This is a genomic window from Mucilaginibacter sp. SG564 (assembly GCF_013149275.1).
Classification (GTDB): domain Bacteria; phylum Bacteroidota; class Bacteroidia; order Sphingobacteriales; family Sphingobacteriaceae; genus Mucilaginibacter.
The window spans coordinates 333502-350152 of record NZ_JABGNA010000003.1 but is presented as its reverse complement, the minus strand read 5'-3'; the positions used below and the strand labels follow the sequence as shown (position 1 = coordinate 350152).

Annotated in this window: 10 protein-coding genes and 1 pseudogene; 6 read left to right on the top strand and 5 right to left on the bottom strand. The window is 44.3% G+C overall.

From position 1 onward, the window contains the following. Positions 1–610: 610 nt before the first annotated feature. The 3 genes and pseudogenes from FHW89_RS08985 to FHW89_RS08975 all read right to left on the bottom strand — a co-directional run bounded on the left by FHW89_RS08985 (position 611) and on the right by FHW89_RS08975 (position 3248). Positions 611–1650: pseudogene (locus FHW89_RS08985) on the bottom strand (NAD(P)-dependent alcohol dehydrogenase). A gap of 89 nt (positions 1651–1739) precedes the next feature. Further along, the gene (locus FHW89_RS08980; RefSeq protein ID WP_172334692.1) at positions 1740–2627 is read right to left on the bottom strand and encodes an AraC family transcriptional regulator; all 888 of its coding nucleotides are present in this window, start codon (positions 2625–2627) and stop codon (positions 1740–1742) included. A 282-nt stretch (positions 2628–2909) separates the two neighbouring features. Next, positions 2910–3248: a YciI family protein gene (locus tag FHW89_RS08975; RefSeq protein WP_172334691.1), complete on the bottom strand. Its 339-nt coding sequence runs from the start codon at positions 3246–3248 to the stop codon at positions 2910–2912. 77 nt (positions 3249–3325) lie between these two features. Here FHW89_RS08975 and FHW89_RS08970 point away from each other — a divergent pair, with 77 nt between their 5' ends. Continuing rightward, complete coding sequence (locus FHW89_RS08970) at positions 3326–3949, top strand: MarR family winged helix-turn-helix transcriptional regulator (protein WP_172334690.1); 624 nt, start codon at positions 3326–3328, stop codon at positions 3947–3949. A gap of 527 nt (positions 3950–4476) precedes the next feature. Next, complete coding sequence (locus FHW89_RS08965) at positions 4477–8412, top strand: hypothetical protein (protein ID WP_172334689.1); 3936 nt, start codon at positions 4477–4479, stop codon at positions 8410–8412. 98 nt (positions 8413–8510) lie between these two features. Here the strand turns inward: FHW89_RS08965 and katG are convergent, their stop codons facing one another. Both katG and FHW89_RS08955 read right to left on the bottom strand, forming a co-directional pair. Beyond that, positions 8511–10769: a catalase/peroxidase HPI gene (katG, locus tag FHW89_RS08960; protein WP_172334688.1), complete on the bottom strand. Its 2259-nt coding sequence runs from the start codon at positions 10767–10769 to the stop codon at positions 8511–8513. Positions 10770–11066: 297 nt separating this feature from the next. Beyond that, a complete protein-coding gene (locus tag FHW89_RS08955; protein ID WP_172334687.1) occupies positions 11067–11429 on the bottom strand; it encodes a helix-turn-helix domain-containing protein in 363 nt (120 codons plus the stop codon). Positions 11430–11575: 146 nt separating this feature from the next. Between FHW89_RS08955 and FHW89_RS08950 the strand changes: the two genes are divergently transcribed. The 4 genes from FHW89_RS08950 to FHW89_RS08935 all read left to right on the top strand — a co-directional run bounded on the left by FHW89_RS08950 (position 11576) and on the right by FHW89_RS08935 (position 16457). Beyond that, positions 11576–12217 (top strand): DUF2306 domain-containing protein, encoded by a 642-nt coding sequence (locus FHW89_RS08950; RefSeq protein WP_172334686.1) that lies wholly within the window; start codon positions 11576–11578, stop codon positions 12215–12217. A gap of 381 nt (positions 12218–12598) precedes the next feature. Beyond that, positions 12599–14146 carry a DHA2 family efflux MFS transporter permease subunit gene (locus FHW89_RS08945; RefSeq protein WP_172334685.1) on the top strand — a complete coding sequence of 516 codons (1548 nt, stop codon included), beginning with the start codon at positions 12599–12601 and terminating at the stop codon, positions 14144–14146. A gap of 62 nt (positions 14147–14208) precedes the next feature. Beyond that, the gene (locus tag FHW89_RS08940) at positions 14209–14817 is read left to right on the top strand and encodes a TetR/AcrR family transcriptional regulator (RefSeq protein WP_172334684.1); all 609 of its coding nucleotides are present in this window, start codon (positions 14209–14211) and stop codon (positions 14815–14817) included. A 251-nt stretch (positions 14818–15068) separates the two neighbouring features. Continuing rightward, positions 15069–16457, top strand: coding sequence for a family 43 glycosylhydrolase (locus FHW89_RS08935; protein WP_216650521.1), 1389 nt, complete (start codon positions 15069–15071; stop codon positions 16455–16457). The last annotated feature ends 194 nt before the right edge of the window (positions 16458–16651 follow it).

The following is a 16651-nucleotide window of genomic DNA, read 5'->3' as shown; positions in this document are numbered from 1 at the left end:
ACCAAAAAGGCTTCAGCAGAAATGCTTCTTTGCGCTCATTGCCTTTACCCTGCAATGCGGACAGAACCACGGGCTGCAATTATTTGCCCCGCTTTGCTCACACAATTCCACTTCTTCTGCAAAACTTGCTATGCCCCTGCGATCGCACAAGGCCATCATCGTTCTGCCCGCTTTCGCCCGAAGCTTATCTGCTGACGGGGAAGAAGATTTTTTTAATCACTAATTCAATAATTAAAAAAATTGTCATGCTGAACGGAGTGAAGCATCTATTAAACGATGTGCATGTTTAAGAATAGATCCTTCGTTCCTCAGGATGACAAACATGTTGGGATGATCTGGCAATAAATCATGGTAATCCTTAAACGGCAGAGCCCTCTTGAACACCGATTAAAATTAACTCGTGAAAAATCGTGTAAATCATGGTTCAGGCAAAATTCACTAACTAAAAAAGCGCCTCCGGGAAACCGGAAGGCGCTTTTAGTTTTAGTTTAGTCAATAGTTAATCAATTACAGTGTTGCTATGTCTTTTAATCAATAATCAACAATTAAAATTTTTACCTGCCGATGTTGAATGAAAATTCACTAATTCACCAAATCAATAATTCACTAATTATAAGGTTGCTATATCGATCACAAAGCGGTAACGTACGTCGCCTTTCAGCATGCGCTCGTATGCAGTGGTGATATCCTTGATGTCGATCAGTTCAATATCAGAAACGATATTGTGTTCGGCACAAAAATCAAGCATTTCCTGAGTTTCAGGGATGCCTCCGATACCTGAACCAGCCATGCTTTTACGACCAGCCAATAACGAAAATGGTCTGATGGAATAGGGTTCTGATGGTACACCTACACCAATGATAGTACCGTTTGTTCTTAATAACGACAGGTACAGATCCATATCATGCTCGGCCGAAACGGTATCCAGGATAAAGTCAAACGATCCTTTAACGGCTTTTACCTGCTCAGGATCGGATGTTACTACAAAATGGTGGGCACCCAGAGCTTTAGCCTCAGCTTCTTTTGATGGTGATGTGCTCAGTACGGTAACTTCGGCACCAAAGGCCGCGCCAAATTTAACGCCCATGTGGCCCAGTCCACCTAAACCTAATACGGCCAATTTATGGCCTTTGCCCACTTTCCAGTGACGTAGCGGCGAGTAAGTAGTAATACCGGCGCAAAGCAGGGGTGCTGTAGCGGCCAGCGGTAGTTTATCAGAAATATGCAGTACAAATTCCTCGCGTACTACAATAGTGTTGGAATAACCACCATAGGTAGGCACGCCGCTGCGATCTTTGTTGTTGTAAGTTTGGGTATTGCCTTCCAGGCAGTATTGCTCCAGGCCGTCTTTACAGTTTCGCAAACCTGGCAGGAGTCAACCATACAGCCAACACCGGCAAGTTCGTTTACTTTGAATTTTTTAACGTGATCACCTACTTTAATAATTTTGCCCACAATTTCGTGGCCCGGTACCATCGGGAATATCCCCGGAAACCAATCGTTTTTGATCTGGTGCAGGTCGGAGTGGCATACACCGCAATATTGTATTTCTATCTGTACATCATGCGGCCCTACCTCGCGGCGTTCAAAATCCCAGGGCGCCAGGTCAGTTTCCGGCGTTTGGGCGGCATACGCTTTTGCTTGTATCATAATAATGTTGCTTTTATGTTTTCGTTAAGCAAAGTTAAAACGGACGGCCTGAACGCCTGCTAAACGTTTCAAAGTAATAATTATACTTTTCAAAGAGTTTTGCGCAAAGCCATAGGGGTAAGTCCGGTGTGTTTTTTAAAAAAGTTATTAAAGTAGGATGCGTAATCAAAGCCCAGGCTGCGCGCGATGTCGGCAACGCTCCAATCGGTATGCGTTAACAGTGATTTGGCTTCGGTCAGTATCCTTTCGTTAATATGCGTGGTGGTGGATCGGCCGGTTATTTCGCGTACGGCGGCGTTGAGGTGATTGACGTGTACCGATAGCCTATCGGCATAATCGCCGGCCTTTTTTAACGCCAGCATATACCTGGGCGATTCTACAGGGAATTGTTTCTCGAGCAGGCCCAAAAACAGGTTGGCTATGCGCGAGGCTGCGTTCTGCGGTGTAAAATAGGCTATGGCCGGTTGCATTTTGATAGCCTCATGAATAATGAGGTTGAGGTGGTTGCGCAGTAGCTCGTACCGGTAAGTGTACTCACTATCAAACTCCTGCAACATGCGTTTAAAAATGCTTTGGATATATTGTACCTGCGTTTCATCCAGGAAATATACCGGGTCGCCGCCAGGTTTAAACAGGGTCGATTCTTCCATGCTTTCCATACGGTTGCCCGGGTGTAAAAACTCATCGGTAAAAAGGCAAAAATATCCGATGTGCTGTGCCGGGTCACATTCCCAGGAATAAGGAACCAGCGGATTGGTGAACACCAGGGCGGGTTTATTGATCTCGATGGCCCTGTTGGCATAATATAACTGCCCCTCACCACCCAGGGATAAGGTGATCTTATAAAAATTCCGGCGATTGTATGAACTCAGACTGCAATAGGTGGCACAAATTTCGGCAACCCTAAACTGAACAGCTTCGCTGGTGATGGTGTCGTGATTATAAATATCGTTTTCGGTTAACTCAGACGTTGGCATGCGCAAAGTTAAACATTTCAAAGAAAAAGTGGGGAGATGGCGATGAAGCCATAAAACAAATGTAAACGAGTCCCGGTAAGTAACCAATACGAATACAGGAGGCTCCGAAGGAGCCAATGAATTTTTCCTCGTTTATCTATAAACAAGATACTCCTCTGGAGCTATAAATTACCAAAGCTCCGGAGGAACACCCTGTTTATAGCCATCGTATGAAGTGTTTTTGGCACCGTCGGAGCCCCCTGTATTCTAATCAGTTTAATACCGGACCTTAGCCTTGCGTTATTATTGATTTTGCAGTTCGCGTACTTCGGCATAACCGCCAAACTCATAAATAGGGCAGGAGGCAGCAATTTGTGTGGCTTCATCAAGATCATCGGCCTTGAGCAGCAGGTAGCCGCCAACTATCTCGGTGCCTACCCGGTGAATATCTGTGATGATGCTGCCATCTTCTTTAATGATACGGCCCTGTAATGTTAACCCACTGCCGCCAGCCAGTTTACCCGCAGCGCCCCATTGACCGAACCAGGCAGCCCAATTTTGTTGGTGTTGTTTGATGGCTTCTGTCGGATGTTCATCCACACGGCCATCGGGTTCCCTGAATAATACGATATAATTTTTCATGTCTGATTTATTTTTTACAATTATAAAACGAAATCGATATAGATACAATGGTTTTGTAATTAATTGTATATTTGAGCATGCAACCTTTAGTACAACTCATTACCGCCTGGCAACAATATACTGAACAGCATGCGGATGCCGATGTAGCAGGCTTTTGCTATAACTATCTATCGGCACATAAAAAACAAGCGCCCGATAACAGCCGAGCCGATCTGCAACTGGCTAAACAGTTGGGTAAAACCAATAGCATCCTTAAAGCCTACTATAAACTTGCCCTTCGGCAAATACCCAACTTTGAACTGGATTGGTATTATCTTTTGGAAGCGATAGCGGCCGGAGGAGAAATTCGTAAAACCGAAATTGTAAGTTTTAACCTTTTGCTGGAACCTACCACGGGTATAGATATTTTAAACAGGATGCTCAAAGCGGGTCTGATCAGTGAAAGGATAGACCCTGCCGATAAAAGGGCCCGTTTAATAAAGCTAACCAATGAGGGCGGCGAAATTTTAAAACGCCTGAAAGCTTTGTTCGAAAAGATAACATCAATGGTACTGTCTGGAATTAATACTGATGATAAAGCGATAGTTGGCCTGGCCTTATCTCAAATAGCCGATAAGCATACAGCGATGCTTAATGATGGAAGAACAAAAGCGATTGAAAATATGGAATTAGCCATTAAACAGCTAACAGATAAGAGCTGAATAATGACATAAAACAGACGGCAAAATGACCTTATGCTGACTTTTTATCCCATCCGGTAAAAAGATTATTTTTCAAAACACTTGCATCTGTTGTATCATACCCGTTACATTTAGGAAAATTATAAACCCAAATGCCGAAACACATCCTGATCGTTTATCTTCTGGTTACCTGTAGTGTGGCGGGTATCCTGTTCACGTCCTTTATTAAAACCAGATTTTTTAAAAAGGGCTAATTTAAAAACTTGCCCATGTGCATGCGTAATAGCATGCACATGGGCACAAAAGTTTGTATTTTATTTCTCCATTGTTCAAATGCGTTTACCCTATACACTTCACCACGGAGAATAAACTCAATTGACGGTGAATAGTATCCACTTTAGCTTCTCTTTCTAATCTTCTAATAATCAGTTTGGTTTAATATGTTTTCATAAAAAAAACGACCAAAATGGATACATATATGATGATGGTATATTAATATATTCTTATTTATTTTTAATAAGAATTTCAAATCAACCAACATCAGTCTTATGTCAACACTCAACGCGTATTTATCTAACGATGCCGAAGGCTTAGTTAAAAATGGCTTACCGCCGGTTTATGGTACTCCGGTATGTCTTGTATCCGCGGCAAGTCCGCCATATACATTAAATGCTATCAATATATCAAACGGTGGCACCAGTCAAGATTCGCCATTGATTTTATGGGCGCTTGCTCCAGGGCCTACAGACTGGAATAGCTCATGGCAACTTACTCCCGATGGGTTTATTGTCAATCCTTTTCTATTCAATATGGTGATCGGAATTTCGGGATCAACGCTGTGCATTGTGACAAAAGACGATACCGACCAAACTCAACAATGGGCGATAACCTGGTACGCGGGAGGGTATACCATTTCCAACAATCAAAATCAACAGCTGATCACGGCAGTCAGTAACCAGGTGCCTTATGTGGGAGGAGCCGACCCTTCCAATACACTGTCACTAACCGCTCTCAACAATTCGCCCTCGCCAGAACAATTATGGAAATTTCTCCCGGCCGGATATCAGCAAACTATTAACCAGTTTTATATTCAGACACAATGCAGTGGAACTCCCCCGGGCGGATCTTCACCCTATATGTTGGCTGCAAATTGGCAGAATAATCAGTTACTGGCATGTACACAACAATGGCAGCCAGGTGCTTCAAACCAATTATGGCAGTTTAATTATGATGGGTCTGTATCCCCCCTTAGCAATTCAACCTGGGTGCTGACATCTAATGCCTCATCTGCAACAGATACCAGTACTCAGACTGATGTGGTCACTCCTCCGGCTACACTTTCGGCGCAACAAATATGGACATGGAGCCATGAGCAGTTAATACTATCAAGTCAGGAATTTGGCACCCAAATGGTGTTAACTGTTAAAAACGCAAAAGCTTCAGAAAACGCCTGGGTGGTCACGTATGAAATTAACCAGGGTAGCAATGAGAAATGGACCCGTTTCCCATTAGAAAGCGCGCCGATTGGGGAATGGTTTTATATCCAAACAGAGCTAAATCAAAGTTCGTCGTCTACTCCTCCCGGTCCCGAGTATGTACTTACGGTTGCCGGTTCAAGCCCTGTAGCGTCAACTCTGGTCCAGATCAATCAGCTTCAGCCAGGTGCTCTTTCTCAATTATGGCAATTCACCCCGGAGGGTACCCTGATTAATATACTGAACCCTTCACTGCTTTTATCAGCAGACCCCACTACGGGTAATTCCATTAGCCTGCAGGCAGCCGGTGATGCCGGTGTATTGCAGACCTGGTGTTTGTTGCCCAATGGCATGTTTGCGGTAGCCAACGGAACTACCGTGCAGTACCTGAGTGTATTAAATTCAATTTCTGCAACTTCTTCTAATCCCGGAATGGCAAATGGAGAGGTAACAACGTATACTTATCCTGGTTCAAATAATGCTAACGCTTCATGGAAGATAGTAAACTACGAACCTGAAATGTCGGGTCAGTGGTTTACAATTCAGTCAGCCACAGAACAGAAAAATAACAGAATACCTTTTTTACTCACTGTAAGTAACGACTGGGCCACTGTACAGACCGCGCCACCCCTGGGTGGTAATATATTAGCAAATGGAGAAGCGGCAGTAAATCAGCTCTGGCAATTTACGCTCGATGGAAATATTGTCAGCGCCTTAAACTCAGGGCTTTTCCTGACGGGTAACCAGGATGGTACATTGTCATTAACGCCCGGACAAACCGGCAACCCCAATCAGCAATGGGTATGGGGCGACACCTGGAAAATGTTTATCATACACAATTCAAAGTATCATTTCCAGAGTGCTGTGCTGTTAAATGTAGGGCAGCAACTTGCGTTATATGCCCAATTGAATCAAGGTAATAGTGGCACCATATCTTCTGTATCATTAAAAACGGCGGTATCACCTGCCAGCAACGTACCTGGGCAATGCTGGTTTATGGCGCCATTTAATCCCGCTTATAATCAACCTACAACCTTCCGCAACACAGGTGGGACCGAAAAAGAGCCAGGGCTGTTCCTGCAATTGGAAGAGGGGGCGACAAAAAACTCCTATAATGTTGTTGTTGGGGCACGCGGCAATGCGGCGCTATCCACCTGGCAGTTTGTATATCCGGGTTATATAGCGAGCTCCTTAAATGATAACATTGTACTTAGTGTGGAAGCTACTGAAGGCGCAAATGACTGGACCCCCGATTTTGGACCTAATGTTACCGCTTATCTCCGGGCTCCCGGAGCTCAACCTTTTCAACTTTGGGTGGCTGATCCATCGGGCATGCTGGTCAATAAACAAACGGGCTTTGCCCTGACGGTAACCACCGATGGCACAACTTATTCCCTAACTACCCAGCCGGTTTCTGACCAGCCCGATGCCAGTATGCAACTTTGGGATTTTTCACCGGGCCAGGCCCTGCAAACGGTTTTGGTTATGCCACGGGTTCCTTTTCCGGTACCTGATGACAGTAGTTCGCAAGACTTAACCAATGTATACAACGAAATCAATAAAACGCTTGGCTTGCCCGGCGGGATACGTGCGCAGTATCAAAATCTTGCCGCGCCCCTGGGTACTTATCTGAGTGTCATTAATATGCTGTTTTTAAAAAATAGCCAATCGCAAGACTGGAAAACTGTGGTTGAACAGTTAAATAAGGAAATCATTAGTGTAACGGCCATTCAACAATTTTTTACACAGGCCGGTATTATGCATCAGTCCCTGAGCCAGGCACAGGCCTTACTGGTTTCTGAGCTGATCACGGCATGCGCTTTCCCCAACGGTCAAAATCAACCGGTGACACCGCCCAAAAAGAAGAAAAAATTTATCTGGGATATAGTAGAGGGAGTACTTTACACAGCGTTAAATGCTGCCGGCGCGCTTGTGGGTGATCCAGATGTAGTTGGAGAGCTAAAAGCGGGCGAAAAGTTTTTAAAACATCTACTTCCCGTTTTGGCAAATGTCATGTCCGCGTCGGTGACCTGCTACCAGGCAAGACCCTCTGCTCAGCCAACTTCAAAGACACAAGCAGTTTTGCAGAATATCTATAACTATGAACTGAGCGTATTCCAATTGCAACAATCGCTGCTGAGTTTATTTGAAAACATAGGTACTATGCTGGGCAAAATGGAAATGGCCATATTATCAGATTGGGGTAAGACCACAGCCGTTTACGATATGATAAAAAATACAGACACCATTGATTCCCTGTATTGGCCGGCCTCGCTTACCCCAGTGATGACCAACCAAATGCTCGATGGGTACGCGGGCAAAGTTTTTCAAACATTGATCCCTTCCAATCCGTCATTTTACATCAACGCGTATTTGCACAACTCTACAGGTCCGGAGAGAGGTTTACAGGAAGATCAACTTACCTTTTACGGTGAAAATATCGATGGAACTTTCAGCGAATGGGTAGCGGCGATCAATCCGGATGTGATGAACCTGCTTTGGTCTTATGGCACTAACCCTAATGATTTTTACCGGCAGTTAAATGGCTGGGATGTACAGGTAAAATATCCGTTCACTACAACAAATAACACTGCCTCACCAAGTAGTGCTACTATTATGATAACTATTTTTAATATAACAAGCGTACCAATGTTACTGGATACCGGAGGGATGGAGATGGTGATAAATGCAGGTACCAGTGAGATTCCTCCATACGGTGCGCAGCAATTTGCCGGATATGTTAACTATAATGGAGGCGTCGCTGAAAGCGCCAATGGAAATTTCCAGGTTGTGGAAAAAAATGGAGGTGATACTATATTAAGCGGGAATTTAGCCGTAAAGTCCACCAAAAGCAATAATCCGGTGAATCCGGGCGACCAATTTACGGTAACCACCATAAATGCACCTTACTATATCATGAAACAGACACAAAACCCGCAATACATTGCCAATATGCTTTCCATTGAAGTTTACATCGCCGCGGCCCCCGGGGTAGGCGATAATTCGTAGTTTTAAGAAGGCCCCGGGTATACATTAAAAAACAAAGGGCATCGCCCACAACTTTATCCGGTTGTAAGTGATGCCCTTTAAGCTATCTGTGGATCAGCTTAAAATCTATCCAGATTCGTTACTTTAGTCCAGGCGGCTACAAAGTCATTTATAAATTTGTCCTGAGCATCAGAACTTGCATATAACTCGGCAACGGCTCTTAGTTCGGAGTTGGAACCCAATACCAGGTCGGCACGGGTAGCTGTCCATTTTATTTCGCCGGTTGCACGGTTGCTGCCTTCATACAATTCCTTGTCGGCTGAAGCGGCTTTCCAAGCAGTGCCCATATCCAGCAGGTTTACAAAGAAATCGTTAGTAAGTACACCCGGGCGAGCGGTGAAAACACCATGCTTAGAGCCATCAAAATTGATGTTCAGTACACGCAGGCCACCCAGCAATACGGTTAGCTCAGGCGCGGTCAATGTAAGTAGGTGCGCTTTATCTATCAGTAATTCTTCGGTAGATATGGGCGCTTTTGTTTTGCGATAGTTGCGGAAACCATCGGCAGCTGGTTCCAGGTAACCGAATGATTCTACATCGGTTTGTTCCTGCGAAGCATCCGCACGACCAGCTTTAAACGGAACGGTAACGGCGTGGCCTCCATCTTTAGCCGCTTTTTCGATCCCTGCATTACCAGCCAGTACAATCAGGTCGGCCAGTGATACTTTTTTACCACCCGCGTTAAACTCTTTTTGGATGCCTTCCAATACGCCCAATACATGTTGCAATTGAGACGGATTGTTCACCTGCCAGTATTTTTGCGGCGCAAGGCGTATGCGTGCACCATTGGCACCACCACGTTTATCAGAACCACGGAAGGTAGAAGCAGAAGCCCACGCGGTAGAAACCAACTCAGATATGTTTAAACCTGATGCCAATACTTTTGCTTTTAAATCGGCTGCATCGCTATCAGTTATCAGGGCGTGATCAACCGCAGGGATAGGATCTTGCCAAAGCAGTTCTTCCTGTGGCACATCCGGACCCAGGTAACGCTCGCGCGGACCCATATCGCGGTGTGTTAATTTATACCATGCACGCGCAAAAGCATCGGCAAACTGATCTGGATTTTCCAGGAAACGTCTTGATATTTTTTCGTAAGCCGGATCAAACCTTAAGGCAAGATCCGTAGTCAGCATGGCCGGACGATGCTTTTTGGAGCTGTCATAAGCATCAGGAATAGTAGCCTCGGCATCTTTAGCCACCCATTGGTGCGCGCCGGCAGGGCTTTTTGTTAATTGCCATTCAAACCCAAACAGGTTTTCAAAAAAATTATTGCTCCATTTGGTTGGCGTTGTGGTCCATATTACTTCCAGTCCGCTGGTGATGGCATCGGCGCCTTTACCAGAACCGTAGCTATTGCTCCAGCCAAAACCTTGTGATTCGATATCCGCGGCTTCGGGTTCTTTGCCTACATTATCGGCAGAGGCAGCTCCATGCGTTTTACCGAAGCTGTGGCCACCGGCTATCAGCGCGACAGTTTCTTCGTCATTCATCGCCATACGACCAAACGTATCGCGGATATCTTTTGCCGAAGCAACCGGATCAGGATTACCATCAGGACCTTCCGGATTTACATAGATCAATCCCATTTGTACTGCTGCAAGCGGTTTTTCGAGGTTGCGGGAGTGGATGTCGCCATCGGCATCATCATCAGATACCAGTACACCATGACCTTCTTTTACGCCTGGCGAGCCATGCGCGTAGCGCAGATCGCCACCCAGCCAGGTAGTTTCAGAGCCCCAGTATACAGATTCATCTGCTTCCCAGGCATCTTCACGACCGCCAGCAAAACCAAAAGTTTTAAAACCCATTGATTCCAGGGCTATGTTGCCGGTCAGTATCAATAGATCGGCCCATGAAATTTTACGGCCATATTTTTGTTTGATGGGCCAAAGCAATCTGCGGGCTTTATCCAAACTTACGTTATCTGGCCAGCTGTTTAATGGAGCAAAGCGTTGTAAGCCAGCACCTGCGCCTCCGCGGCCGTCGCCTACCCTGTAAGTTCCGGCGCTGTGCCATGCCATACGGATAAACAAACCACCGTAATGACCAAAATCGGCTGGCCACCAGTCCTGCGAGTCGGTCATGAGGGCATGAAGATCTTTTTTTACGGCTTCCAGATCGAGGCTTTTGAAAGCTTCGGCATAATTAAAATCATCACCATTGGGGTTCGACAATGAAGAATGCTGGCGCAGGATATTTAGTTTTAACTGGTTGGGCCACCAATTATGGTTCCGGGTACCGCCGCCACCTGCATTATTCTTCATGCTGCCATTATGAAACGGGCATTTACTGATGTCATTTGATTCGTTTTCCATGTTTATAAGTTTATATATTATAAAATTAGGATATTGAATTCAACAATCACAATCGATTAATTCTATAATGAATAGGTAAAATCTATGAGGACAGTAGGTTGCAAAACACCTACTTACCTGATCTTTTTATGTGGAGATGCTCAATTTCCGGCTTTTTATGCACGGGTTCCAGGTATTGTAAAAATCGGCGAGTTACTTGTTTCAGCGCGTTAAGTGTGTTTGCCGGTAATTTGTTATTAAATCAGCCCACAAATTTGCCTGATCAAATTATGCAGCTGCTGCTTCCTCAATATATTATTATTGTACCTCATCTAATTCCTGAAGCCTTTCTTTTACGAATGCCGAGTGCTCTGTTCCCCATTTGTCAATTTGGGATAAAATAGGGAGGATGCTTTTGCCAAGATTGGTAAGCCGGTATTCGGTTTTCTTGGGATACACATCTTCCGAATATTTATCAACAACACCAAAATACAGCAATTCTGCCAGCTGCATTTCTATAACCCTTAATGTAGCGTCGGGCATGCTTCTGTAAATTTCTGCAGGGCGGGTAAAGCCGTTGTTGATGGCGTCAAGAATGCACATTTTCCACTTTCCACCAAATATTTTAAAACCAATGCGGAGCCCGCAATTCAGATCCTCCTCTATTTTTTTAGTGTACATCGTTTCTGCTTTTAATTTATAAAGTTAAATAATTAGGCAGGCTGATTAAAATTGATGAATACCGAATCTTTTATCGGTTATTGCCCGCCCGATTGATTTACCGGAATTTTGTAGAGAAATAAGCGTACAAGAATCGTAAACAAATAATGAGAACTACTATAAAAAAAAATGCCGCTTTCAGACTAACCACGGGTGATATAATCCCGCTGCTCATATGGGTAACTATCATATCGCTAACATGGTTATTTATGCACGGCGCAGATCATTTTCTGCAATTAACACCAGAGGCACTGGGCAAATATTTCAAAATAAAATGGGTGTTGATAGTCCATATAACTGCCGGTGGTGGATCGCTTATACTGGGCTTCCTGCAGTTCTGGCCCAGTTTAAGAACGTACAGCTGGCGGCTGCACCGGATCATTGGTACACTATATTTATTAGCGGTTTTGGTAAGCAGTATTTGCGCGGTGATTTTGGCTTTTACTACCGCGTATCAAATAAACTGGGCCTATGCTTTTTCTTTACAGATATGGGTAAGTGTGTGGATCAGCGCCACCACGATCGCCTATTATACCGCGATTATCAAAAAGTTTAAACTCCATCAAGAGTGGATGATCAGAAGCTATATCGTAACGCTGGCATTTGTTATCTCAGGGCTTGCGTTGAAATTACCTTCCATTAAACAATTGGGCAGTTTTGAAGACATTTCTCCATCCCTGTTTTGGATGGGATGGGCCGTGCCGCTATATCTATATGAAATCATTAAAAGTTGTAAGCTGCCGAAGTAAGAGCTACTCTTGGCTAACAATGTCATTAAATTAAGGAATTTTGTAAACCCCATAGGGGTTAAAGCTTTGTAGAAAATTTAATTCGAAATCCAATGCCGTAGATACTGCACACAGGTTGCATACCTACGGCATGCTAAATACTTATGCCGGGTTTTCTACAAAGCTTTTACTCCGATGGAGCAGCCCTTGACTTAATAATATTACCCCGGTGAGATCACTATTGAAAAAAGCAAGTCGGGAATGGCTTGCTTTTTCGTTTCCCTGCTTCCGTCAACGCTGTGTAAATAAACTAAACATGTAATTTAAACAAATGTTTTAATCAATCGTTTGATTAATTTTGTCCTGATTTTTATCAATTAACTCATTTAGGATATTATCAAAATGGCTGAAACAGGCATAAAAAAATGGATCATTACCATTACAGTTATCACAGCATCGTTGCTGGAACTGATCGACACCACTATCGTTAACGTCTCCATCCCTCAAATCCAGGGTAACCTGGGCGCTACCATTACCGATGCCGCCTGGGTGGTTACCGGCTACAGCGTGGCCAACGTGATCATCCTGCCTATGTCTGGCTGGCTGGGCAGTTTCTTCGGACGGAAGAATTATTTTTTAACCTCTATTATCGTATTTACCATTGCTTCCTTTTTATGCGGTAACGCGCAAAGCCTGTCTGAACTGGTGATATTCAGGATATTGCAGGGACTTGCCGGTGGGGGACTTATCTCAACCGCGCAGGCTATTTTGCTGGAAACCTGGCCGCCCAACCAGGTGGGTACGGCCACGGCCTTATTTGGTTTGGGAGCTATTGTTGGTCCAACCATCGGCCCAACTATCGGGGGCTATATTACCGACCATGCCGCCTGGCGCTGGATATTTTATGTGAACATACCCGTAGGCGCCTTAGCAGCTACCTGTACCTATATGTTTGTACGGGCCACGCCCAGCGATGGTAAAGGAAAACCTATCGACTGGTGGGGGATAGCTTTGCTGGCTATAGCCGTAGGGAGCCTGCAAACCATATTGGAAAAAGGCGAGGATGAAGACTGGTTTGCCACCCCGTACATTGTTGTATTAACTGTAACAGCCATTTTTGGTCTGCTGCTGTTCATCTGGCGCGAACTCAGTACCGATTATCCTATCATCAATTTCAAGATCATGCGGCACCGGAGTTTCTCGGCTGGTATGGTTACTTCTTTTATTCTGGGGGTTGGCTTATATGGTTCCACGTTTGTATTCCCGGTATTTTGCCAGGGGCTGCTGGGGTTTTCGGCACAACAAACCGGCGAAATATTATTCCCGGGTGGGATGTTTACCATAGTAATGATGCCTTTTGTGGGTATTATGCTCAATAAGGGTGTTCCGGCTCAGTTTATGGCCACGGTAGGTATGTTGTTGTTCTTTGTGTTTTCGGCTATGCTGAGCCACTCTACTTTATCTTCAGGCATTGGTGATTTTTTCTGGCCACTGGCTATACGTGGGGTAGGTTTATCCTTACTTTTTGTGCCATTAACTACACTGGCTATCGGCGGCTTAAAAGGACAGGAAGTAGGGCAGGGTACCGGCCTCAACAACATGATGCGGCAATTGGGCGGCTCATTCGGTATTGCCGGTTTAAATACCATGATCCAGATACGTCAGGCCGTACATCGCAATAACCTGCTGGTGAATATCAACAATTACAATCCTTTTTATAACGACAGGTTTAACGGTTATGTGCAGGGTTTTATAGCCAAGGGCAAATCCTTCAGCGATGCTACCCGTATGGCTTACGGTGCCATTGAAGGCGCTGTACAAAAGCAAAGCACGCTTTTAAGTTATAACGATGCTTATTGGATAGTGGGTATTGTAATGTTATGTGCTATTCCGATGGTTTATTTAGCACCATTTGTAAAAGGGCAAAAAGCGGTATCAGATTCGCATTAAGCGTAGAATTATGGCAGTTTATTTGTTGGCTAATGGTTAGCTTTACAGCACTAATACCAATTATGCCAGCAACTACCGAACTTTCAACAGAAGAAAAAATAAAGGACGCGGCCAGGAGAATTTTCACCAGAAAAGGTTTCCTGGCTACTACCATCAGGGATATAGCTACTGAGGCCGATATCAACGTGGCTTCGATTAACTACTACTTCCGGAGTAAGGAAAACCTGTTTGCCTTTATTATGGACGAAACCATCAAAAAGCTTTTTGATAAAATTGAACCGGTACTGAACGATGAAGACACCAGCATTACCGAAAAAATAGCGGTTTGCGTAGGTTACTACATTGACCAGGTACTGGAAAACCCCGACTTTATATTTTTTATGGTGAGTGAAGTAATGGGCGGCTTAACCAAATTGCCCATGATCAATACTATGAAGCTGCTGGTTAACTCGCATTTTGCCAGGCAGCTGCGCGAGTTGAAAACAAACGGAGATATCAATTACCACCCGGTTAACTTGCTGTGGAATATCACCGGCATGATCATGTCGCCATTTCTGAGTCGTCCACAGATGCTGCATTCGGGCTATTTTACTTCTGATGAATTTTTTGCCCTGATGCAGGAACGAAAAAAGTTGATCCCTGTTTGGATGGGGCTGATCATCAAAGGCTGATAATTATTTTTATTTCAGGGGATATATGCATATTAGATATTTTTGCATGAAAATACCTGGTATGCTCACAAGATATTTTTCAAATAATAGCTTAATGATACCTATTAATAAATTATTAAGCTATTATTAATCACTTATCATATACTTGTTTTAACCAATTATAGCTGCCAATTAATCTGAATATTAATTTCAATACTTCAAACGGGAAGTGATGGGCAGGCAATTTATAAGTAACCAATTAAAACCTGTATATGAGAAAGCTCATCCTGCCCATGATGGCTCTATTGCTTGCATTAAGCATAGGTTGCTCCAAAAAAACTATTGATAATTTTACGGATATTAATAAAAGCGCCGATCTGAAAAAAGATGTAGTGGCTGCTGATGTGATGAAAAATCCGTTTATAACATCCATCTATACCGCCGATCCATCAGCACATGTATGGGCCGATGGCCGGTTATATGTATATGCTTCGCACGATATCGATCCTCCGCGCGGTTGCGACCTGATGGATCAATACCATGTTTTTTCAACAGATGATATGATTCATTGGACGGATCATGGCGAAATTCTGCGCGCCAGCCAGGTGCCGTGGGGCAGGGCCGAAGGAGGTTTTATGTGGGCTCCTGATTGTGCTTACAAAAATGGTACTTACTATTTTTACTTCCCTCACCCAAGTGCTACGGACTGGGGCAGCAGTTGGAAAATAGGTGTGGCTACCAGCACAAGTCCGGCAAGCGGCTTCACCGTTCAGGGATATATTGCTGGTCTTGAGCCGCTGATTGATCCTTGTGTGTTTGTAGATGATAACGGACAGGCCTATTTTTATTATGGTGGCGGAGGCTCCTGCAAGGGTGGCAAGCTTAAAGATAACATGACCGAAATTGATGGCGCAATGCAAACCATGCAGGGCCTCGATGATTTTCACGAAGCCGCATGGGTACATAAAAGAAATGGGGTCTATTATCTTTCTTATGCTGATAATCATGATGTTAATGGTAAACACAACCAGATGCGCTACGCTACCAGCACCAGTCCATTAGGCCCGTGGACATCAAAGGGGGTATATATTGATCCTACGGACAGTTATACCGATCATGGTTCTATCGTGCAATATAAAAATCAGTGGTATGCGTTTTATCATAACAGCTCCATCTCCCATAACGACTGGACAAGATCTATCTGTGTGGATAAGCTTTTTTACAATGCAGATGGCACCATTCAAAAAGTAATTCAAACCACCGGTAACCCGGTAAGCTCTGTACCTATAGGGCAAACCATAACATTAAAGGGTTCCAATAATAATTATGTAAGCAGCGAAAACGGCGCACAACCCATGAACTGCAACCGCCCCGCGGCCGGTGGATGGGAGCAGTTTACGATAGTTGATGCCGGGGGTGGTAAAGTTGCCCTGCAGAGTTTAGGCAAATATGTATCCTCAGAAAATGGTACCCAGGCCATCAATTGTAATCGTGCATCAATAGGCCCATGGGAGCAGTTTGACTGGGTAAGCAATGCAGATGGAACGGTTTCATTGAAAGGCAATAATGGCAAATTTATCTCGAGCGAGAATGGTACACAAGCCATGACCTGCAACCGTGCTACCGCCCAGGCTACAGAGACATTTAAGGTAAATCAATAATTTAAAATTATAACAGTTGATGCCGATTTTATAAATTAGGGTTAAAAAATTTTAGCCTTAATATTCAGCATAAAGCAATACCATTTGTTTGGGGTATGGCCCTTTGTGACAGCACAGCTTGCACAAAGGGCTAATCCGGTTAGTGATACCCGTTTGGATGGGGGGGATCAAAGGCTGATATTTTGCTTTTATTT